Consider the following 21962-nt stretch of genomic DNA (forward strand, 5'->3'; position numbering starts at 1 on the left):
TCGTATTTGAGATTTGCCCGGAAATATCCCCAAGGCAGAAGAGGAAAAAGGGAATACCCACAAAAATGATAAAATGCGTGTTGACTTCGCTCATGTGGTTTTGCATAAAGCCGCTCACGAACTGACCGCGACTTGGCGGGCTTTTCGAGACCATCCTGTTCGCAGGGACAGGAAGATGAAGCTTGGAGGAGTGTCCGAGTGGTTAAAGGAGACGGACTGTAAATCCGTTCGCTTAGCGTACGCTGGTTCGAATCCAGCCTCCTCCACCATCTTCATCTTGTAGTCTCGCGCGGGTGTAGCTCAATGGTAGAGCAACAGCCTTCCAAGCTGATGACGAGGGTTCGATTCCCTTCACCCGCTCCACCGTCTCCAGCTATCGATCAGGTCGGCTCGAATTTCCTTCCAATACGGTCTTTTTGTGTTGAACCGGGTTTGCGGCTTCTTGCAGAGAAGAGTTGCTTCCCTTTTGCGCTGAAGTGAGCCAACTCGATTGGCCTGAAGACGACGAGAGCTGTTTCCATGGCTAAGGAAAAGTTTGAACGTAATAAGCCGCATGTAAACATCGGCACGATTGGTCACGTTGACCATGGTAAAACCACCCTGACTGCAGCAATCACCATGACCCTTGCGGAAGTTGGTGGTGCAACTGCCAAGGCTTATGACGAGATTGACGGTGCGCCAGAAGAGCGTGCACGTGGTATCACGATCTCGACTGCTCACGTTGAGTATGAGACCGAGAACCGTCACTATGCCCACGTTGACTGCCCAGGCCACGCTGACTATGTGAAAAACATGATCACCGGTGCGGCTCAGATGGACGGCGCTATTCTGGTTTGCTCCGCAGCCGATGGCCCGATGCCACAGACCCGTGAGCACATCCTGCTTGCCCGTCAGGTTGGCGTGCCTGCTCTGGTTGTTTACCTGAACAAGGTTGACCAGGTTGACGACGAAGAGCTGCTTGAGCTGGTTGAAATGGAAGTGCGCGAGCTGCTGGACTCCTACGAGTTCCCAGGCGACGATATTCCTATCGTTAAAGGCTCTGCTCTTGCTGCGGTTGAAAACCGTGATGCAGCGATTGGCCGTGATTCCATCAAGGAACTGATGGCTGCGGTTGATGACTATATCCCAACGCCGGATCGTCCAGTTGACCTTCCGTTCCTGCTGCCAATCGAGGACGTGTTCTCGATCTCTGGCCGTGGTACGGTTGTGACCGGTCGTGTTGAGCGTGGTAAAGTTCATGTTGGTGACGAGATTGAAATCGTCGGCATCAAGGACACCCAGAAAACCACCTGTACCGGTGTTGAAATGTTCCGCAAGCTGCTTGATAGCGGTGAAGCAGGCGACAACGTTGGTGTTCTTCTGCGCGGTACCAAGCGTGAAGAAGTTGAGCGTGGTCAGGTTCTCTGCAAGCCGGGTTCTGTGAACCCGCATACCAAGTTCAAGGCAGAAGCCTACATCCTGACGAAAGAAGAAGGCGGTCGTCATACCCCATTCTTCACCAACTATCGTCCTCAGTTCTATTTCCGTACCACTGACGTGACGGGTGTTGTTACCCTGAACGAAGGTACCGAGATGGTTATGCCTGGCGATAACGTCGAGATGAATGTCGAGCTGATCGTGCCAATCGCCATGGAAGAAAAACTGCGCTTCGCTATCCGCGAAGGTGGTCGTACCGTAGGCGCCGGCATCGTCGGCTCTATCGTCGAGTAAGTCTCGCGAACATCAGAATTCTTGAGAAGCCCCGCTCAGCAGAGCGGGGCTTTTTTGTTGCCTACTTCTTTTCCAGCCGGAGGCGTAGCAGGTTGGCTATCCCACTATCAAACAGTCGAATGCAGCTCTCCAGATAGGTTTGATAAAAGTGATACTGCCTTTGCCCGAATTTGGTGATGAAGGCATCTTCGTTGCTTCTCAGGCGTTTGCACCATGCTTGCAGTGTCTTGATATAATCCTCCGCATTCCAGTCACATTGCGTGATGGCGTGGCTGCTGCCGCTTGCCTGCTCCAGAATGGGCAGGTCGGGAAGGGCCGAACCGGCAAAGACCGCGTGCAGTAAGAAGTTCCAGTCTTTCAACTCGGCACGTGTGCGCGGGAGGCGTTGAACGGCAGATGTCTGAAGATAGAGGGGAGCGTGATCCTTTGACAGCTCGGCACAGCTTTGGAAAAAGTGTCTGTATTCCTTGATTGCCGTGCCATCCCTACGAGATTTGTAGGAGGCAATATGTTCGGTTGATTCCAGAGCAACCAGTGCGTCGAAGCGCTGACCATTCTGTGCGTAGCTTTGCCAAGTGGTTTCCCGCAGTGCGGGATGATTGGGAAAGCGGTGCTTGATATAAGCGATCTGGGCGGGGCTGGGTGTCAGGCCAAGATAGTGGGCGTGTGTCGCCTGCTCGAGGCATTGGCAGGTGAAGGCACCCCAGCCACAGCCGATATCCAAAACGGATTTGTCTGCGTCCAGAGCTATGGTGTGCGTGATTGCTGTCAGATTGCGCGTTTGTGCGGTCTCAAGATCATCATGATCCTGCCATTGTCCTGCGCTGTAGGATAAATAGTGATCGTCCAGGAATAGTTCGAACAAAGCGGCTGGCGTGTCATAATGATTGCGAACTTCTGCTGTGCTTGCCATCGGTTTCTTCTCACAAAATGCTGTGCTGCCCAGTGGGTGAGTGTTCTGGCTTTGGCCGGCGAGGCTAGAAGGTGAAACTCGCGAGGCCGATGGTCACGCCTGCGCTGCCAACCACTGCGAGGGCGCGGTCACCTCGTTTGAGCTGGCCCTTTTCCAAGGCAAGGCTCATGGCGAGAGGAATGGAGGCGCTGGACGTGTTGCCGTATTCTTCGTGAGTGCTGACATATTTTTCGATTGGCAGACCCAGTTGCGCGGCAATGATCTCGATGGCCTTGCCACTGGCGGAGTGCGAGAAGAAAATGTCATAGGCCCCATGATTGAAATGGTCATCCGAGCGATAGGTCTGAACGATGCGGCGGATGGATGTGCTGACAATCTTGTCTGATGCTGCATAGAAACGACCCGGATCGAGCTTCCCTATTGTGTCGGGGGCATAGCAGGCGGCATTGCTCAGGGGAATGAGGCACCAATCAAAGCCTTCGGGAAATGAGCGCAGGCGGATATGTGGCTTTTCGGGATTTGCGTTGCTCAGGATGGTGGCGGTGGCGGCTTCGCCGACCGTGAAAATGGCAAAGGCCTGTTCCATCATTGTTGTGTTGGTGAGCGAAAGATTGGCGAAGGCGCTCATGCCTGCTTCGCTGTTGACCAGCAACACCCTTTTGAAATGACCTTGTTCCAGAAAGGCCTGGGCGGTGTCGAGGCCACGCATCCAGCTGGCGCAGGCATCGAGAATGTCAAAGCCGGTTGCCTTGGTCAGTCCGAGTTCATGTTGAACCCAGCTTGCCATGGCAGGTTCCAGCCAGCCACGGCCGATGCCGACATAGAGCACCAGATCAATATCCTCGGGCGCTGTGTCCGCCTCCTGCATGGCGCGGCGGGCCGCATCCAGTACGAGATGGCCGACGGGCAGGCCGGGGGGCGTGATATGACGCTTCTTGATGCCGGTCAACTCAAGGCCCGCGCGAATTTTCCGCTCCATTTCATCAAGGTCTTGTTCGGAAAAGTGGCCGTGATTGCGGTCACGAAACATCATCAGGGCCTGATCATTGTCGATGACAAGCTCGGGCACAGCGTGCTTGATGGCGTGGAATTTCATGCTCGGGACTCCCCCCTTGTCCGCGCAGGCCGATCGGTTGTCGATGGTCGCTTGATCAGTTGAGGCGCAGATTGATCATCTGGCTGATGGCCGGAGATTGCCAGAAGGGGCCCATATGTTGGCGTCAGGAGCCTATGGCGCTCCACTCGAGCTTTCGCCGACCCTTCCAGAGTTCCATCAAATGCGATGATTTGTTAGAGCTACGCATGTAGCATCAAGCCCGGAAGGGCTTGGCTGGCGTGTTTGCTTGACTCTGGCTGTGAGCGGCGATAGGGCCTATCTGAAGATGTTTAGACCAGACCAGTCAATGAGCGGAAGGATTGGCCATGCGCAACGACATTCGGATCATTGGGGGAACGGCTCATCCGGAGTTCACCACCAGAATATGCGACCATCTGGGTATTCGGCAATGCGAAAGCCGGGTGGTGAAATTCTCTAACGAGAATATTCTGGTTCAGATCATGGAGAATGTGCGAGAAGCGGATGTCTTTGTCATCCAGCCCTCCAGTCCACCGGTATCAGACGGAATCCTTGAGCTGCTGATCACCATCGATGCCTTGAAGCATGCGTCGGCCCGGCGCATCACGGCCGTCATTCCCTATTTCCCGTATTCCCGTTCTGACAAGAAGGATCAACCGCGTATCTCGGTGACAGCCCGTTTGATGGCTGATCTATTGGAGACGGCAGGGGCAGATCGGGTGTTGACGATGGATCTCCATGCGCCACAGGTGCAGGGTTTTTTCCGCTTTCCGGTGGATCAACTGAAGGCTGAACCTTTGCTGTGCGACTATCTCAAACAGACGCGGAATCTCGACAATTATGTTCTTGTGGCTGGCGATGTGGGGGAGGCGAAAGAGATTGGCGGTTATGCCAACCGTCTCAATCTGCCGATCGCCATCGTCGACAAGCGCCGCTATGGAGATGATGAAAAGCCGCGCGCCGTTCACATGATCGGCGATGTGAAGGGCAAACATGCCCTGATCATTGATGATGAGGTGGCGAGTGGCGGCACCTTGATCGAAGCGGCGAAATTTGTTCTGGATCGCGGTGCCTTGTCCGTTGAGGCGGCGGTGGTGCATCCGGTTCTGTCTGGTCAAGCCGTGGCGCGCATTGCCGATTCTCCCATTCGTTCTCTGGTGGCAACCGACAGTTTGCCCATTCTGGCGACCGAGAAGACCGAAAAGATAGAAATTTGCACCGTGTCAGAGATGTTTGCGAAGGCGATTGAGTCGATCCACAATGGGGCGTCTGTCTCGGATTTATTTCTCTGAGCGCTTTAACGCGGTGGTGGGCTCTACGGGAAAGTGAGATGTTTCACTCGTTTTCGCAGGAATGTCGGATTCGAGATGGTCATCCTTTTGTCATCAGTTGTTGATGTTTTGCACTTTTTTTAGAATTTGGCCTTGCGGTGGGCAGAGAAGTTCAATAGGTAGTCACCAACTTGGTTTTCACTGAGTGACACGGAAGTAGGGGTGTAGCTCAGCTGGTAGAGCATCGGTCTCCAAAACCGAGGGTCGGGGGTTCGAGTCCCTCCGCCCCTGCCATTTTCGTGCTTGATCTTCGTGCAGAAGATACTATATATGGTGAGAATCTTTTGAACGCGCGGAACCTGTTTCGCGCGTTATTATATGTGAGCGGTTATATGGCCAAGACCAATCCTTTTACCTTTTTGCAGCAAGTGCGTTCTGAAGCAGCCAAGGTTACATGGCCGACGCAGAAAGAGACTCTGGTTACCACCTTGATGGTTTTCGTGATGGTAGCACTTGCCTCTCTGTTCTTCTTGCTTGCTGACCAGGTGATGAGCTTTGGTGTGAGTTACATTCTGGGCTTGGGAGGATAAGCCAAGATGTCAAAAGCAAAGCGTTGGTATATCGTTCACGCCTACTCGAATTTTGAAAAGAAAGTCGCCGATGATATTCGCCTTAAGGCGGAGCAGACCGGTTTGGCTGACCTTTTCGAGGAAGTGCTGGTTCCGACTGAAAAGTTCGTTGAAGTCCGGCGCGGCCGCAAGGTTGAATCCGAGCGCAAGTTTTTCCCGGGTTACGTTCTGGTGAAAATGGCGATGACGGATGATGCTTATCACCTGATCAAGAATACGCCGAAAGTTACCGGCTTTCTGGGATCCGACAACAAACCTATGCCAATCTCCAATGCTGAGGCTGAGCGTCTGTTGTCCCAGGTAGAGGAAGGTGTCGACAAGCCGATGCCAACCATCAGTTTCGAAGTGGGCGAGCAGGTTCGGGTTTCCGATGGCCCGTTTGCCTCCTTCAACGGGCTCGTGGAAGAAGTGGACGAAGAACGTGCACGTCTGAAGGTGACCGTGTCGATCTTTGGTCGCGCGACCCCTGTCGAGCTCGAATATAATCAGGTCGACAAGCTCTGATTATTTCTCATGCGTGCGGGAGATTGGTCTGTTTGCCAAGCAGTCCATCCAACCGCGCGCCTTTCTCATGTCTAACGCATACATCTACGGATGTAGGGGAAAGATACTATGGCAAAGAAGATTCAAGGCTACCTGAAGCTGCAGGTGCCTGCTGGTGCGGCTAACCCGTCGCCGCCAATCGGTCCTGCTCTTGGTCAGCGCGGCCTGAACATCATGGAATTCTGCAAGGCGTTCAACGCCAAGACGCAGGAAATGGAAAAGAATGCACCGGTTCCGGTCATCATCACCATTTTCCAGGATAAATCCTTCACCTTCGAAATGAAGACGCCTCCAGCGTCCTATTTCCTGAAGAAGGCTGCAAAGGTACAGAAGGGTTCTTCTGCTCCGGGTCGCGACGTTGGTGGCAAGGTCACCAAGGATCAGGTCAAAGAAATCGCGGAAGCGAAAATGAAAGATCTGAACGCCAACGACATCGAAGCTGCGATGTTGCAGATTGAAGGCACCGCCCGCGCGATGGGCTTTGAGGTCGTGGGGTAATTCGATATGGCTAATCTAGGTAAACGTGTTCGCGCCGCGCGCGAAAAAATCGACGCCAACGCCACTTACTCCCTCGAGGAAGCGGTCAAGGCCATCAAGGGTGCTGCCAGTGCCAAGTTCGACGAGACCGTTGAGGTTTCCCTGAATCTTGGTGTTGACCCTCGCCATGCCGACCAGATGGTTCGTGGTGTGTGTCAGCTGCCAGCCGGTACCGGTAAAACCGTCAAGGTTGCTGTTTTTGCTCGTGGCGACAAAGCCGAAGAAGCAAAAGCCGCTGGCGCTGATATCGTTGGTGCAGAAGAGCTTGTACAGGAAGTGCAGGGCGGCAAGATCAACTTTGATCGCTGCATTGCAACCCCTGACATGATGCCTCTGGTTGGTCGTCTTGGTAAAGTGCTCGGCCCACGCGGCATGATGCCGAACCCAAAAGTTGGTACCGTTACCCCTGACGTTGCTCAGGCTGTGAAGGATTCCAAAGGTGGTTCTGTAGAATTCCGCGTTGAGAAAGCCGGTATCATTCATGGCGGCGTTGGCAAAGTAAGCTTCGAAGAAGCTGCCATTGTTGAAAATATCAAGGCGTTCGTCGCTGCGGTTTCCAAGGCAAAGCCATCGGGCGCCAAAGGCACCTACATGAAAAAGCTGTCCCTGTCCTCCACAATGGGGCCAGGTGTGCGCGTAGATCTTGCTTCTGTCGAATAAACCGATTAGAAGTCAAACTTGATTCCCTCCGATTCCGATCGGGGGGATGTCTGGTTGTGGTCATCTGATGACCCTGTCAGACGCCTGTCCAAGACTGTGGGGGCCGATCGCTTTTGGTGTGACGCTTAATATCCTGCACAGATGGGGTGGACTGATATGACAAAGGATTTTGTCTGTTGGTTCGAACCTATGCTTGCCACTCTCGTGCATCGAGGCGGCAAGGAGGACAGGTCCCTTCGCGCCAGGTCTCCTTACCGCTATTGATAAGCGTGATCTGGTCAAGTGTAACCTCCGGCTTTTGTCTCGAACATGGGCCGGTAACTGGAGAGAAGGCATTGGATAGAGCGGAAAAGCAAGAGCTTGTCGCGTCCCTGCATGAAACGCTGAACAGCGCGGAAGTGGTGGTCGTTGCTCACTATGCTGGCCTCACCGTCGCCGAAATGACCGCGCTTCGTAGTCAAGCGCGTGATGCAGGTGTCACGGTGCAGGTTGCCAAGAACCGTCTTGTCAAGCTCGCTCTTCAAGGCACGGACGCTGAACCACTCGCTGACCTGTTCAAGGGTCAGACCGTTATCGCCACCTCTGGCGATCCGGTTTCAGCACCGAAGGTGGCCTCTGAATTCGCCAAGAAAAACGACAAACTCGTTATTCTGGGCGGTGCCATGGGAACCACCGTACTCGATACCGCGGGCGTGAATGCACTTGCAACCATGCCATCGCTGGACGAACTGCGCGGCAAGATCATCGGTGTCATTCAGGCACCGGCGACCAAAGTTGCTCAGGTTCTGCAGGCTCCGGGCGGACAGCTCGCGCGTGTATTCGGCGCATATGCCAAGAAGGACGAAGCGGCATAAGGCCGTTCTCGAAACATTTAGAAATCTAGGTTCGTACCAATAGGAAACAATACGATGGCTGATCTTGAAAAGCTCGTAGAAGAACTCTCTACCCTCACCGTTATGGAAGCTGCTGAGCTGTCCACCATGCTTGAAGAGAAGTGGGGCGTTTCTGCTGCTGCTCCTGTTGCTGTTGCCGCTGCTGCTGGCCCAGCTGCTGAAGCTGCTGAAGAGAAAACCGAATTTGACGTAGTCCTGGCTTCTGCTGGCGACAAGAAAATCAACGTCATCAAAGAAGTTCGTGGCATCACCGGTCTTGGCCTCAAAGAAGCCAAAGAGCTGGTAGAAGGTGCTCCGAAAGCTGTCAAAGAAGGCGTAGACAAAGCAGAAGCAGAAGAGCTGAAAGCAAAGCTCGAAGCTGCTGGTGCTACCGTCGAACTGAAATAAGGTTTATCCTTATGATGAATTCCGGGGGAATCACTCCTCCGGAATTCGCCCAAAATCAGGTGTCCAATTTTTAATTGGGCGTTTTTCTCAAGAGCCTGCACAATCCTGTGACGGGCTTTTTGGCCAACCGCCCACAGAGCGATACGAGGAGCGACGATGGCTCAGACGTTTTCTGGTCGCAAAAAGCTAAGAAAATACTTTGGTCATATTAAAGAAGTGGCAGAAATGCCAAATCTTATCGAAGTACAGAAGGCTTCATATGACCAATTCCTGCAAGTAGATGAACCCGCCTCCGGACGCTTCGATGAGGGTCTTCAGGCGGTCTTTTCGTCTGTTTTCCCGATTACGGACTTCTCGGGAACGGCTCAGCTTGAGTTCGTGCGCTACGAATTTGAGGCTCCCAAATATGACACCGAGGAATGCCGCCTGCGCGGTATGACCTATTCGGCCCCACTGAAGCTGACCCTGCGTCTGATTGTCTTCGAAGTGGATGAGGATACCGGTGCCAAGTCTGTTAAAGACATCAAAGAACAAGATGTCTATATGGGCGACATGCCGCTCATGACGGACAAGGGTACCTTCATTGTCAATGGCACCGAGCGCGTGATTGTGTCTCAGATGCACCGTTCCCCGGGCGTCTTTTTCGATCATGACAAAGGCAAAAGCCATTCTTCGGGCAAGCTTCTGTTCGCTGCGCGCATCATTCCTTATCGTGGTTCCTGGCTCGACATCGAGTTTGATGCCAAGGATATCGTCTATGCCCGTATCGACCGTCGGCGCAAGATCCCGGTATCCAGCCTGCTTTATGCTCTTGGTCTCGACACCGAGGAAATTCTCGACACCTATTATAACGCCGTCAACTATCAGCGTAGTGACAATGCCTGGCGCGTCGCCTTCAAGGGCGATGAAGTCAAAGGCACCAAGCCAGAACGCGATATGGTGGATGCGGAAACCGGTGAAGTGGTCTTTGAAGGCGGCAAAAAGCTGACCGCCCGTCAAATCCGCAAACTGGTTGATGGTGGCCTGAAGTTCCTCAAGGTCGAGGACGAAGACCTGTATGGCAAGTACCTGTCTGAAGATGCTGTGTCCTACACCACTGGTGAGATCTTCGCCGAAGCGGGTGACGAGATTGACGAGAAAATCCTCGCAACTCTGAAAGAATCCGGTTTCGAGGACGTGTCTGTTCTGAATATCGACCACGTCACCGTTGGTGCATACATCCGCAACACTCTGTCGGTTGACAAGAACTCCGATCGTGAATCGGCTCTGTTTGACATCTACCGCGTGATGCGTCCGGGTGAACCGCCTACCATCGAAACCGCGGAAGCAATGTTCCAGTCGCTGTTCTTTGATGCAGAGCGCTATGATCTGTCCGCGGTTGGTCGCGTGAAGATGAATATGCGCATGGATCTGGATGTCGAAGACACCGTTCGTATTCTGCGTAAGGAAGACATTGTCGAAGTCATTCGTACTTTGCTTGATCTGCGTGACGGCAAGGGCGAGATTGACGACATCGATAACCTTGGCAACCGTCGTGTTCGTTCCGTTGGCGAATTGATGGAAAACCAGTATCGCATCGGTCTGCTGCGTATGGAGCGCGCGATCAAGGAACGTATGTCCTCGATCGAGATCGATACCGTGATGCCTCAGGATCTGATCAACGCCAAGCCGGCTGCTGCTGCTGTGCGTGAATTCTTCGGCTCTTCGCAGCTGTCGCAGTTCATGGACCAGAACAACCCGCTGTCCGAGATCACTCACAAGCGTCGTCTCTCCGCGTTGGGCCCAGGTGGTCTGACCCGTGAGCGTGCGGGCTTTGAGGTTCGCGACGTGCATCCAACGCACTATGGTCGTATCTGCCCGATTGAAACGCCGGAAGGTCCGAACATTGGTCTGATCAACTCGCTGGCGACCTTTGCCCGTGTCAACAAATATGGCTTCATCGAGTCTCCTTACCGCAAGGTCAAGGATGGTCGCGTGACTGGCGAAGTGGTTTACCTCTCCGCCATGGAAGAAGCCAAGCACTATGTGGCACAGGCCAACATCGAACTGACCGCTGAAGGTGGCTTTGTTGACGAAACCGTCATTTGCCGTCACGCTGGCGATGTGATGATGGTGCCGGTTGAGCGCGTTGACTTTATGGACGTGTCGCCAAAACAGCTCGTATCAGTCGCCGCGGCGCTCATTCCGTTCCTCGAGAACGATGACGCCAACCGCGCACTGATGGGATCGAACATGCAGCGTCAGGCTGTGCCGCTGGTTCGTGCCGAAGCCCCATTCGTGGGGACTGGCATGGAGCCGATCGTGGCGCGCGATTCTGGTGCAGCAATTGCGGCTACCCGGACCGGTATTGTCGATCAGGTCGATGCGACCCGTATCGTTATCCGGGCAACCGAAGAGCTCGATCCAAGCAAGTCTGGCGTTGACATCTATCGTCTGGCCAAGTTCCAGCGTTCGAACCAGTCCACCTGCATCAACCAGCGTCCGCTGGTCTCCGTTGGTGACTTCGTTCAGAAGGGCGAGATCATCGCGGACGGTCCATCGACCGATCTGGGCGATCTGGCACTGGGTCGCAACGTGCTTGTGGCCTTCATGCCATGGAATGGTTACAACTTCGAGGATTCGATCCTGCTCTCCGAGCGTATCGTGAAAGAAGACGTCTTCACTTCGGTTCACATCGAAGAATTTGAAGTGATGGCCCGCGATACCAAGCTTGGCCCTGAAGAGATCACCCGTGATATTCCGAACGTATCGGAAGAATCGCTGAAAAATCTCGACGAGGCAGGCATCACCTATATTGGTGCGGAAGTGAAGCCGGGCGACATTCTCGTCGGCAAGATCACGCCGAAGGGTGAAAGCCCGATGACGCCGGAAGAAAAACTTCTGCGTGCCATCTTCGGTGAGAAGGCTTCCGACGTGCGTGATACCTCCTTGCGCATGCCTCCGGGCACGTTCGGTACTGTTGTTGAGGTTCGTGTCTTCAACCGGCACGGCATCGACAAGGACGAGCGCGCGATGTCCATCGAGCGTGAAGAGATCGAACGTCTTGCAAAAGACCGTGACGATGAGCAAGCGATCCTGGATCGCAACGTCTATGGCCGTCTGGCTGACATGCTCAATGGTCACGTCGGCTCTACCGGTCCGAAAGGCTTCAAGAAGGACACCACCATTACCCATGCGGAAATGGCTGAGTATCCTCGTAGCCAGTGGTGGCTGTTTGCCTCCGAAGACGAAAAGCTGATGGGTGAAGTGGAAGCACTTCGCAACCAGTATGACGACAGCCGCAAGCGCCTCGAGCAGCGTTTCATCGACAAGGTCGAGAAGCTGCAGCGCGGGGACGAGCTGCCACCGGGCGTCATGAAAATGGCCAAGGTCTTTATCGCGATCAAGCGTAAGATCCAGCCAGGTGACAAAATGGCCGGTCGTCACGGCAACAAGGGTGTGGTTTCCCGCATCGTGCCTATCGAAGATATGCCATATCTGGAAGATGGTACCCATGTTGACATCGTGCTGAACCCTCTGGGCGTTCCGTCACGCATGAATGTCGGTCAGATCCTTGAAACCCATCTGGGTTGGGCCTGCGCCGGTATGGGTCGCAAGATCGGCAAGATGTATGATGAGTATCGCAAATCGGGCAACATTGAGCCTTTGCGTCTGGAGCTTGACAGCGTCTACCATGACAATGGCAAGAATCTTGACGTCAAGGAGCATGACGACGATAGCGTTGCGCGGATGGCTGAGCAGCTGCGTAAAGGCGTATCCATCGCGACTCCGGTCTTCGATGGTGCCCATGAGCCTGATGTTGTGGAGATGCTTGAGAAAGCCGGGCTTCACAGTTCAGGGCAGTCGACCCTGTTTGATGGCCGTACCGGTGATCAGTTCGACCGTCCAGTGACGGTTGGCTACATCTACATGCTGAAGCTGCACCATCTGGTCGATGACAAGATCCACGGTCGTTCGATTGGCCCATACAGCCTCGTTACCCAGCAGCCGCTTGGTGGTAAGGCCCAGTTTGGTGGTCAGCGTTTCGGTGAGATGGAGGTCTGGGCGCTGGAAGCGTATGGCGCCGCCTACACCTTGCAGGAAATGCTCACCGTCAAGTCGGATGACGTGGCTGGCCGTACAAAGGTCTATGAAGCAATCGTTCGGGGGGATGATACCTTCGAAGCCGGTATTCCGGAAAGCTTCAACGTCCTTGTCAAGGAGATCCGGTCCCTTGGTCTGAATATGGAGCTGGAAGACAGCCAGCGCCTGCTCGATCTGGAACCGAACGATACGCCGCCTGCGGACGCTGCTGAATAAGCAGCGCCCGAACCCACAAACCGAGGCATCATTTTCGGAACGGATCGCGGAGGAAAACCGCGGTCCGTCAACCCGTAAAGAGGAGACACCATGAACCAAGAGGTCATGAATCTTTTCAGTCCGCAGGCTCAGGCCCAGACCTTTGACCAGATCCGCGTGTCCATCGCGAGCCCTGAGAAAATTCTCAGTTGGTCATTTGGCGAGATCAAGAAGCCTGAAACGATCAACTATCGTACGTTCAAGCCTGAACGCGATGGTCTGTTCTGCGCGCGCATCTTTGGCCCAATCAAGGACTATGAGTGCTTGTGCGGCAAATATAAGCGCATGAAATACAAAGGCATCATCTGCGAGAAGTGCGGTGTGGAAGTAACCCTTTCGCGCGTGCGCCGTGAGCGGATGGGCCACATCGAACTGGCTGCTCCCGTTGCGCATATCTGGTTCCTGAAGTCTCTGCCATCGCGCATTGGCCAGCTGCTGGATATGACGCTGAAGGATCTTGAGCGCGTTCTCTACTTCGAGAATTACATCGTCGTTGAGCCGGGTCTGACACCGCTGAAGGAATATCAGCTGCTGACCGAGGAAGAACATGTCATTGCTCAGGACGAGTATGGCGAAGATACTTTCACGGCGATGATCGGGGCGGAAGCAATCCGCGAGATTCTGGCGTCGCTCGATCTTGAACAGCTGTCCGAGAAACTGCGTCAGGAAATCGCTGAAAGCACCTCGACACTGAAGCCAATCAAGCTGGCCAAGCGTTTGAAGATCGTTGAAGCCTTCATCGAATCCGGCAACCGTCCGGAATGGATGATCATGACGATCGTTCCCGTGATTCCACCGGACCTGCGTCCCTTGGTGCCGCTGGATGGTGGCCGCTTTGCTACGTCTGATTTGAACGATCTTTATCGTCGTGTGATCAACCGTAACAACCGTCTGAAGCGTCTGATGGAGTTGCGTGCGCCGGATATCATCATCCGGAACGAAAAGCGCATGCTGCAGGAATCCGTTGATGCGCTTTTCGATAACGGTCGTCGCGGTCGTGTGATCACCGGTGCCAACAAGCGTCCGCTGAAATCCCTGTCCGACATGCTCAAGGGTAAGCATGGTCGTTTCCGTCAGAACCTGCTGGGTAAACGCGTCGACTATTCCGGTCGTTCGGTTATCGTTGTTGGTCCTGAACTGAAGCTGCACCAGTGCGGTCTGCCGAAGAAAATGGCACTGGAGCTGTTCAAGCCATTCATCTATTCGCGTCTTGACGCCAAGGGCTACTCGACCACGGTCAAGCAGGCCAAGAAGCTCGTCGAGAAGGGCAAGCCGGAAGTGTGGGATATCCTCGATGAGGTTATTCGCGAACATCCGGTGATGCTGAACCGCGCACCGACCCTTCACCGTCTGGGCATTCAGGCTTTCGAGCCGACCCTGATTGAAGGCAAGGCGATTCAGCTGCATCCGCTGGTCTGTTCCGCGTTCAACGCCGACTTTGACGGTGACCAGATGGCCGTTCACGTGCCTCTGTCCCTCGAAGCACAGCTTGAAGCGCGCGTTCTGATGATGTCGACCAACAACATTCTGCATCCGGCCAACGGTGACCCGATCATCGTGCCTTCGCAGGATATCGTGCTTGGTCTGTATTATCTCTCGATCATGAATGACAATGAGCCGGGTGAGGGGATGTTGTTCTCCGATATCGGCGAGTTGCATCACGCGCTGGAAACCAAAGCTGTTACGCTGCATGCCAAAGTCAAGGGCCGGTTCAAAACGGTTGATGAGCAGGGCAATCCTGTCTCGGAAATCCACGAGACCACCCCGGGCCGCATGCTGATCGGTGAATTGCTGCCACGCAGCCACAATGTGTCCTACGACGTCTGCAACAAGCTGATGACCAAGAAGGACATCTCCAAGATGATCTATACCGTCTACCGCCATTGCGGTCAGAAGGAAACGGTCATCTTCTGTGACAAGATCATGGGGCTGGGCTTCAATCGCGCGTTCCGCGCCGGTATTTCGTTCGGCATGGATGATATGGTTATTCCTGACACCAAGGCGGGGCTGATTGAGTCGACTTCGACCATGGCAAAGGAATTTGAGCAGCAATATAACGATGGTCTGATCACGCAGGGCGAGAAATACAACAAGGTTGTTGATGCCTGGGCGAAATGTACCGACCGTGTTGCTGATGAAATGATGAAGCGCATTAAGGCGGTTGAATTTGACGAGGAAACCGGACGCCAGAAACAGATGAACTCTGTTTACATGATGGCCCACTCCGGTGCCCGTGGTTCGCCAGCCCAGATGAAACAGCTTGCCGGTATGCGTGGTCTGATGGCCAAGCCGTCGGGTGAGATCATCGAAACGCCGATCATTTCGAACTTTAAAGAAGGCCTGACCGTGATGGAGTACTTTAACTCCACCCACGGTGCCCGTAAGGGTCTGGCCGATACGGCTCTGAAAACGGCAAACTCCGGTTACCTGACCCGTCGTCTGGTGGACGTTGCTCAGGATTCCATCATCACCGAGCGTGATTGTGGGTCCGAGGAAGGTCTCGATGTGCAGGCGATTGTCGATGCTGGCCAGATCGTTGCGTCACTGGGTGTTCGTACCCGTGGCCGTACCGCTGCTGCTGATGTTGTCAATCCCAAGACTGGTGAAGTGATCGTTCCTAAAAACGAGATCATTTCAGAAGAGCATCTGGACGAAATCGAGACCTGTGGTCTGCAGTCCATCAAGGTTCGCTCGGTTCTGACCTGTAACTCGCGCAACGGTGTTTGTGCGGCTTGTTACGGGCGTGACCTTGCACGCGGCACCGAAGTCAATATCGGTGAAGCGGTTGGTGTTATTGCCGCTCAGTCGATCGGGGAGCCCGGAACCCAGTTGACCATGCGTACCTTCCATATCGGTGGTACGGCACAGGTGGTTGACAGTTCCTTCATCGAGTCCAACTTCGAAGGCACGATTCAGATCCGTAACCGCAACGTGGCCCGCGATTCCGATGGTAAGCTTGTTGCACTTGGTCGTACCGTCGCCATTGTCATCATTGATGAGGAAGGCAACGAACGCTCGGTCAACAAACTAGCCTATGGTTCGCATCTGCATGTGGATGATGGTGATAAGGTCAAGCCGGGTCAGCGTCTGGCCGAATGGGATCCATATACCCGTCCGGTTCTCAGTGAGGTTGACGGTGTTGTCGACTTTGAGGATGTTGCAGAAGGCCTTTCGGTCAGCGAAGCAACCGATGAGTCGACCGGTATCACCAAGCGTGTCGTGATCGACTGGCGTTCGAATCCGCGGTCTGCGGAGCTGAAACCAGCCATCACTGTGCGTGACTCCAACGGAGCAATGCGTACCCTGCCACGTGGTGGTGATGCGCGTTATCTGTTGCAGGTCGATGCCATTTTGTCGGTGCAGCCGGGCAACAAGATTTCTGCCGGTGACGTTCTGGCTCGTGTTCCTATGGAAAGCGCCAAAACGAAAGACATTACCGGTGGTCTGCCTCGTGTTGCCGAACTGTTTGAAGCCCGTCGTCCGAAGGATCATGCGGTCATCGCCGATACCGATGGCACCATCCGCTTTGGTCGCGACTACAAGAACAAGCGTCGCATCATTCTGGAGCCACACGCAGAAGGCGCCGAGCCGATCGAATATCTGATCCCGAAAGGTCGGCCGTTCCATCTTCAGGATGGTGACCAGATCGAAAAGGGTGAGTATATCCTCGATGGCAACCCGGCACCGCATGACATTCTGGCAGTGAAGGGCGTTGCTGCTCTGGCTGACTATCTCGTCAACGAGATCCAGGACGTCTATCGTCTTCAGGGTGTGGGCATCAACGACAAGCATATCGAAGTGATTGTGCGTCAGATGTTGCAGAAGGTTGAAATCGAAGATCAGGGCGATAGCTACTTCCTGCATAATGAGCAGGTTGATCGTCTTGAATTTGCGGAAGAGAATGAACGTCTCCTCGCAGAAGGCAAGGAACCAGCCAAGGGCAAGCCTGTCCTGCTGGGTATTACCAAAGCCTCGCTGCAGACCCGTTCCTTCATTTCGGCAGCTTCGTTCCAGGAAACCACCCGCGTGCTGACAGAGGCATCTGTTCAGGGTAAGATCGATACGCTCGAAGGCCTGAAAGAGAACGTGATCGTTGGTCGCTTGATCCCGGCCGGTACCGGTCGTGTGATGTCGGGTCTGCGTCGGGTTGCGACCCATCGCGATGATCTGATCCTGGAAGAAAAGCAGCGGGCACAGTCTTTGACGTCGACCCCGCAGCTGACCACCAGTGCAAGTGATCCAGTGGAGCCTGCTGAATAAGCAGCGATTCACTCGAATCTTTGAAAGGCCGCTTCAATTGGAGCGGCCTTTTCTTTTGGCCTTTTGACTGGCGATTCCTTAGGCTTATCATTGGGTGGTTGGGGAAGAATCGAGTCATTTCCGTGCCTTAGTACTAAGTGTGATATATTGTGCTGAATATTGTGCAATTTTCGCAGGAAATGGGGTCGTTAACATGCCGTTCGCAGAAGTCCGGGAATCTTTGCGAGGGGGGTTGACGGAATGAAATCTACAGAGTAGTTTCGCGCCACTTCTCGAACAGGCCGTAAGTGCTCACTTTCGAAGACGCCACGTTTTCGATGAACGACCGCCTAAACGCTGTTCGTCTTAATGAAGCTGAGATTGACTGGCTCATGATTGCGGCTCATGCCGTAATCCTCTGGTTTTCACAGCGCCGTTCGCGGCAAGAGTCGCGCGATGGTGCGCTTTTGTGCGTGCGGACGGTGCATTTTGGTAATGAGAACTGTTTCCGGCGATTTTTTCGTTGGGGAATGTTCAAGTTCAGAGAGATCTGAAAGGCACACTTAAATGCCAACCATTAACCAGCTTATTCGCAAGCCGCGCAAAATGCCGGTAAAGCGCAATAAAGTTCCGGCCATGGAGGCCTGCCCCCAGAAGCGGGGTGTTTGTACGCGCGTCTATACCACTACGCCTAAGAAGCCTAACTCGGCTCTGCGTAAGGTTGCCAAGGTTCGCCTGACCAACGGTTTCGAAGTGATTGGTTATATCCCCGGTGAGGGTCATAACCTTCAGGAACACTCCGTTGTGATGATCCGCGGCGGTCGCGTGAAAGACTTGCCTGGTGTTCGTTATCACATCCTTCGTGGTGTGCTCGATACCCAGGGAGTTAAAGACCGCAAGCAGCGTCGTTCCAAATATGGCGCGAAGCGGCCTAAATAAGCCGCTTATTGGAGTTTTGGTCACATGTCACGTCGCCATAGTGCAGAAAAACGCGTTATCAACCCGGATCCTAAGTTCGGTGATATCGTGATTTCCAAATTCATGAACAGCATCATGCTGGACGGTAAGAAATCTGTTTCCGAACGGATTGTTTACGGTGCACTCGATGCTGTTGAAGGCAAGCTGAAGCAGAACCCAGTTGAAGTGTTCCACACTGCTCTGGAAAATGTGATGCCTGCCGTAGAAGTTCGCTCCCGCCGTGTTGGTGGTGCGACTTATCAGGTTCCTGTTGATGTTCGTACAGAGCGCAAGCAGGCCCTGGCTATCCGTTGGATCATTGCAGCGGCCCGCAATCGTAACGAACGCACCATGATTGATCGTCTGTCCGGCGAGCTTCTGGATGCATTCAACAACCGCGGCTCTGCAGTCAAGAAACGCGAAGATACGCACCGTATGGCGGAAGCCAACCGTGCCTTCTCGCATTATCGCTGGTAAACCTTTAGGGGCGAAGTCATGGCACGCAGCCACAAGATTGAGGATTATCGTAACTTCGGCATCATGGCACACATTGATGCTGGTAAGACGACGACTACTGAGCGTATCCTCTACTACACTGGTAAAAGCCACAAGATTGGCGAAGTTCATGATGGTGCAGCCACCATGGACTGGATGGAGCAGGAGCAGGAACGTGGCATCACGATTACCTCCGCTGCTACCACCTGTTTCTGGCGGGAAAAACGCCTGAACATCATCGATACTCCGGGCCACGTTGACTTCACCATTGAAGTTGAGCGTTCTCTGCGTGTGCTCGATGGTGCTGTCTGTGCACTCGATGCCAACGCTGGTGTTGAGCCTCAGACTGAAACCGTTTGGCGTCAGGCAGACAAATATCACGTTCCACGGATGATCTTCGTCAACAAGATGGATAAGCTTGGTGCCGACTTCTTCCGCTGCGTTGAAATGGTCAAAGAGCGCCTGGGTGCAGTTCCTCTGTGCCTGCAGCTGCCAATTGGCTCCGAAAGTGAATTTACCGGTGTGATCGATCTGGTTCAGATGAAATCCATCGTCTGGCTGGAAGAATCGCTTGGCGCAAAATTCGAGATCGGCGAGATCCCTGCCGACCTCGCAGATCAGGCTGCCGAATATCGTGAGTTGCTCGTTGAAGCGGTTGTTGAATCCGACGAAGAAGCTATGGAAGCTTACCTCGAAGGTGAAGAGCCATCCACCGAGAAACTGATGTCGCTGATCCGTAAGTGCACCATCGAAAACCTCGTTGTTCCGATCCTCTGTGGCACCGCGTTCAAGAACAAAGGCGTTCAGCCTCTGCTTGACGCTGTTGTGGACTATCTTCCTAGCCCGGTCGAAATTGCTGCCATTAAAGGCATCGATGTTAAAACCGAAGAAGAGACCACGCGTCCTGCTTCTGATGACGAGCCATTCTCCATGCTGGCGTTCAAGATCATGAACGACCCGTTTGTTGGCTCTCTGACCTTCTGCCGCATCTATTCCGGTACGCTCGATGCAGGGTCTTCTGTATTGAACACCGTGAAAGAGAAGCGCGAGCGCGTTGGTCGTATGCTTCAGATGCATTCCAACTCTCGTGAAGACATCAAGCAGGCTTGCGCTGGCGACATTGTTGCTATTGCTGGTCTGAAGGATACCACCACCGGTGACACCCTGTGTGATCCGCTGCGTCCTGTTATTCTCGAGCGTATGGAATTCCCTGATCCGGTTATCGAGATCGCTGTTGAGCCGAAAACCAAGGCTGACCAGGAGAAAATGGGCCTCGCGCTCAATCGTCTGGCTGCTGAGGATCCGTCCTTCCGCGTGAAAACCGATGAAGAATCCGGTCAGACCATCATGGCTGGCATGGGTGAACTTCATCTGGACATTCTCGTTGACCGCATGAAGCGCGAATTCAAGGTTGAGGCGAATATCGGTGCACCTCAGGTTGCTTACCGTGAAACCATCGGCCGTGAAGAAACCGTCGACTACACGCATAAGAAACAGTCCGGTGGTACCGGTCAGTTCGGTCGCGTGAAGATGGTCATCGGTCCAAACGAGCCTGGTGCCGGTTTCGAGTTCAAGTCTTCGATCGTTGGTGGTGCTATTCCGAAAGAATACATCCCTGGCGTTGAAAAGGGTATCCAGTCTGTCATGACCGCAGGTCCGATTGCTGGCTTCCCAATGGTAGACATCAAGGTCGAGCTGATCGACGGTGCCTACCACGACGTTGACTCCAGCGTTTTGGCCTTTGAGATTGCTGCTCGTGCCGGTTTCCGTGAAGGTTGCCAGAAGGCAGGTCCGAAACTGCTCGAACCAATGATGAAAGTCGAAGTTGTAACCCCTGAAGACTATATGGGCGACATCATCGGCGACATTAACTCCCGTCGTGGTCAGATCTCCGGAACTGAAGCACGCGGTGTTGTTACCGTTATCAGCGCCATGGTGCCGCTGGCGAACATGTTTGGCTATGTGAACAATCTTCGTTCCATGTCACAGGGTCGCGCGCAGTATTCGATGGTGTTCGATCACTACTCACAAGTGCCGCAGGCAGTTGCAGACGAGGTTCAGGCGAAATACGCCTAAACCTCACATCGTCGCACTTTTTGTAATTTTGAGAATGGAGACTTTCCTATGGCTAAGGAAAAGTTTGAACGTAATAAGCCGCATGTAAACATCGGCACGATTGGTCACGTTGACCATGGTAAAACCACCCTGACTGCAGCAATCACCATGACCCTTGCGGAAGTTGGTGGTGCAACTGCCAAGGCTTATGACGAGATTGACGGTGCGCCAGAAGAGCGTGCACGTGGTATCACGATCTCGACTGCTCACGTTGAGTATGAGACCGAGAACCGTCACTATGCCCACGTTGACTGCCCAGGCCACGCTGACTATGTGAAAAACATGATCACCGGTGCGGCTCAGATGGACGGCGCTATTCTGGTTTGCTCCGCAGCCGATGGCCCGATGCCACAGACCCGTGAGCACATCCTGCTTGCTCGTCAGGTTGGCGTGCCTGCTCTGGTTGTTTACCTGAACAAAGTTGACCAGGTTGACGACGAAGAGCTGCTTGAGCTGGTTGAAATGGAAGTGCGCGAGCTGCTGGACTCCTACGAGTTCCCAGGCGACGATATTCCTATCGTTAAAGGCTCTGCTCTTGCTGCGGTTGAAAACCGTGATGCAGCGATTGGCCGTGATTCCATCAAGGAACTGATGGCTGCGGTTGATGACTATATCCCAACGCCGGATCGTCCAGTTGACCTTCCGTTCCTGCTGCCAATCGAGGACGTGTTCTCGATCTCTGGCCGTGGTACGGTTGTGACCGGTCGTGTTGAGCGTGGTAAAGTTCATGTTGGTGACGAGATTGAAATCGTCGGCATCAAGGACACCCAGAAAACCACCTGTACCGGTGTTGAAATGTTCCGCAAGCTGCTTGATAGCGGTGAAGCAGGCGACAACGTTGGTGTTCTTCTGCGCGGTACCAAGCGTGAAGAAGTTGAGCGTGGTCAGGTTCTCTGCAAGCCGGGTTCTGTGAACCCGCATACCAAGTTCAAGGCAGAAGCCTACATCCTGACGAAAGAAGAAGGCGGTCGTCATACCCCATTCTTCACCAACTATCGTCCTCAGTTCTATTTCCGTACCACTGACGTGACGGGTGTTGTTACCCTGAACGAAGGTACCGAGATGGTTATGCCTGGCGATAACGTCGAGATGAATGTCGAGCTGATCGTGCCAATCGCCATGGAAGAAAAACTGCGCTTCGCTATCCGCGAAGGTGGTCGTACCGTAGGCGCCGGCATCGTCGGCTCTATCGTCGAGTAA

Annotated in this window: 16 protein-coding genes and 3 tRNA genes; 17 read left to right on the top strand and 2 right to left on the bottom strand. The window is 53.8% G+C overall.

Going from position 1 to position 21962, the window contains the following annotated elements; genetic code table 11:
* The first annotated feature begins 184 nt into the window (after positions 1 to 184).
* The 3 genes from FDK21_RS03605 (at position 185) to tuf (FDK21_RS03615) (ending at position 1710) form a co-directional block, all read left to right on the top strand.
* Positions 185 to 269 (top strand) — tRNA-Tyr (locus FDK21_RS03605).
* A gap of 20 nt (positions 270 to 289) precedes the next feature.
* A tRNA-Gly gene (locus FDK21_RS03610) sits at positions 290 to 363 on the top strand.
* Between the two features lie 156 nt (positions 364 to 519).
* Complete coding sequence (gene tuf, locus FDK21_RS03615; protein ID WP_114009121.1) at positions 520 to 1710, top strand: elongation factor Tu; 1191 nt, start codon at positions 520 to 522, stop codon at positions 1708 to 1710.
* Positions 1711 to 1771: 61 nt separating this feature from the next.
* Here tuf (FDK21_RS03615) and FDK21_RS03620 read toward each other — a convergent pair whose 3' ends face one another.
* Positions 1772 to 2623 (bottom strand): class I SAM-dependent methyltransferase, encoded by an 852-nt coding sequence (locus tag FDK21_RS03620; protein WP_138147545.1) that lies wholly within the window; start codon positions 2621 to 2623, stop codon positions 1772 to 1774.
* Positions 2624 to 2687: 64 nt separating this feature from the next.
* Entirely contained in the window at positions 2688 to 3719 is a 1032-nt protein-coding gene (locus FDK21_RS03625; protein WP_138147546.1) for a 3-oxoacyl-[acyl-carrier-protein] synthase III C-terminal domain-containing protein, read from the bottom strand.
* A 326-nt stretch (positions 3720 to 4045) separates the two neighbouring features.
* Between FDK21_RS03625 and FDK21_RS03630 the strand changes: the two genes are divergently transcribed.
* The 14 genes from FDK21_RS03630 to tuf (FDK21_RS03700) all read left to right on the top strand — a co-directional run bounded on the left by FDK21_RS03630 (position 4046) and on the right by tuf (FDK21_RS03700) (position 21962).
* Entirely contained in the window at positions 4046 to 4990 is a 945-nt protein-coding gene (locus FDK21_RS03630) for a ribose-phosphate diphosphokinase (RefSeq protein ID WP_114009133.1), read from the top strand.
* Positions 4991 to 5187: 197 nt separating this feature from the next.
* Positions 5188 to 5263, top strand: a tRNA-Trp gene (locus tag FDK21_RS03635).
* Between the two features lie 98 nt (positions 5264 to 5361).
* Complete coding sequence (gene secE, locus FDK21_RS03640; RefSeq protein WP_114009132.1) at positions 5362 to 5559, top strand: preprotein translocase subunit SecE; 198 nt, start codon at positions 5362 to 5364, stop codon at positions 5557 to 5559.
* A gap of 6 nt (positions 5560 to 5565) precedes the next feature.
* Positions 5566 to 6102: a transcription termination/antitermination protein NusG gene (nusG, locus tag FDK21_RS03645; RefSeq protein WP_114009131.1), complete on the top strand. Its 537-nt coding sequence runs from the start codon at positions 5566 to 5568 to the stop codon at positions 6100 to 6102.
* Between the two features lie 108 nt (positions 6103 to 6210).
* Positions 6211 to 6639 carry a 50S ribosomal protein L11 gene (rplK, locus tag FDK21_RS03650; protein WP_114009130.1) on the top strand — a complete coding sequence of 143 codons (429 nt, stop codon included), beginning with the start codon at positions 6211 to 6213 and terminating at the stop codon, positions 6637 to 6639.
* Positions 6640 to 6645: 6 nt separating this feature from the next.
* A complete protein-coding gene (gene rplA, locus FDK21_RS03655; protein ID WP_138147547.1) occupies positions 6646 to 7338 on the top strand; it encodes a 50S ribosomal protein L1 in 693 nt (230 codons plus the stop codon).
* A gap of 335 nt (positions 7339 to 7673) precedes the next feature.
* Positions 7674 to 8192: a 50S ribosomal protein L10 gene (gene rplJ, locus FDK21_RS03660; protein WP_114009128.1), complete on the top strand. Its 519-nt coding sequence runs from the start codon at positions 7674 to 7676 to the stop codon at positions 8190 to 8192.
* 54 nt (positions 8193 to 8246) lie between these two features.
* On the top strand, positions 8247 to 8618 hold the full coding sequence (gene rplL, locus FDK21_RS03665; protein ID WP_114009127.1) for a 50S ribosomal protein L7/L12: 372 nt from the start codon (positions 8247 to 8249) through the stop codon (positions 8616 to 8618).
* A 156-nt stretch (positions 8619 to 8774) separates the two neighbouring features.
* The gene (rpoB, locus tag FDK21_RS03670; RefSeq protein ID WP_114009126.1) at positions 8775 to 12917 is read left to right on the top strand and encodes a DNA-directed RNA polymerase subunit beta; all 4143 of its coding nucleotides are present in this window, start codon (positions 8775 to 8777) and stop codon (positions 12915 to 12917) included.
* A gap of 90 nt (positions 12918 to 13007) precedes the next feature.
* The gene (rpoC, locus tag FDK21_RS03675) at positions 13008 to 17216 is read left to right on the top strand and encodes a DNA-directed RNA polymerase subunit beta' (protein WP_138147548.1); all 4209 of its coding nucleotides are present in this window, start codon (positions 13008 to 13010) and stop codon (positions 17214 to 17216) included.
* 546 nt (positions 17217 to 17762) lie between these two features.
* Positions 17763 to 18134 (top strand): 30S ribosomal protein S12, encoded by a 372-nt coding sequence (gene rpsL / locus FDK21_RS03685; protein ID WP_114009124.1) that lies wholly within the window; start codon positions 17763 to 17765, stop codon positions 18132 to 18134.
* A gap of 24 nt (positions 18135 to 18158) precedes the next feature.
* A complete protein-coding gene (gene rpsG / locus FDK21_RS03690; RefSeq protein WP_114009123.1) occupies positions 18159 to 18629 on the top strand; it encodes a 30S ribosomal protein S7 in 471 nt (156 codons plus the stop codon).
* 18 nt (positions 18630 to 18647) lie between these two features.
* The gene (fusA, locus tag FDK21_RS03695; protein ID WP_138147549.1) at positions 18648 to 20723 is read left to right on the top strand and encodes an elongation factor G; all 2076 of its coding nucleotides are present in this window, start codon (positions 18648 to 18650) and stop codon (positions 20721 to 20723) included.
* Between the two features lie 48 nt (positions 20724 to 20771).
* Positions 20772 to 21962: an elongation factor Tu gene (gene tuf, locus FDK21_RS03700; RefSeq protein WP_114009121.1), complete on the top strand. Its 1191-nt coding sequence runs from the start codon at positions 20772 to 20774 to the stop codon at positions 21960 to 21962.

The organism is Cohaesibacter sp. CAU 1516 (assembly GCF_005771485.1).
In the GTDB taxonomy this organism is placed as follows: domain Bacteria; phylum Pseudomonadota; class Alphaproteobacteria; order Rhizobiales; family Cohaesibacteraceae; genus Cohaesibacter; species Cohaesibacter intestini.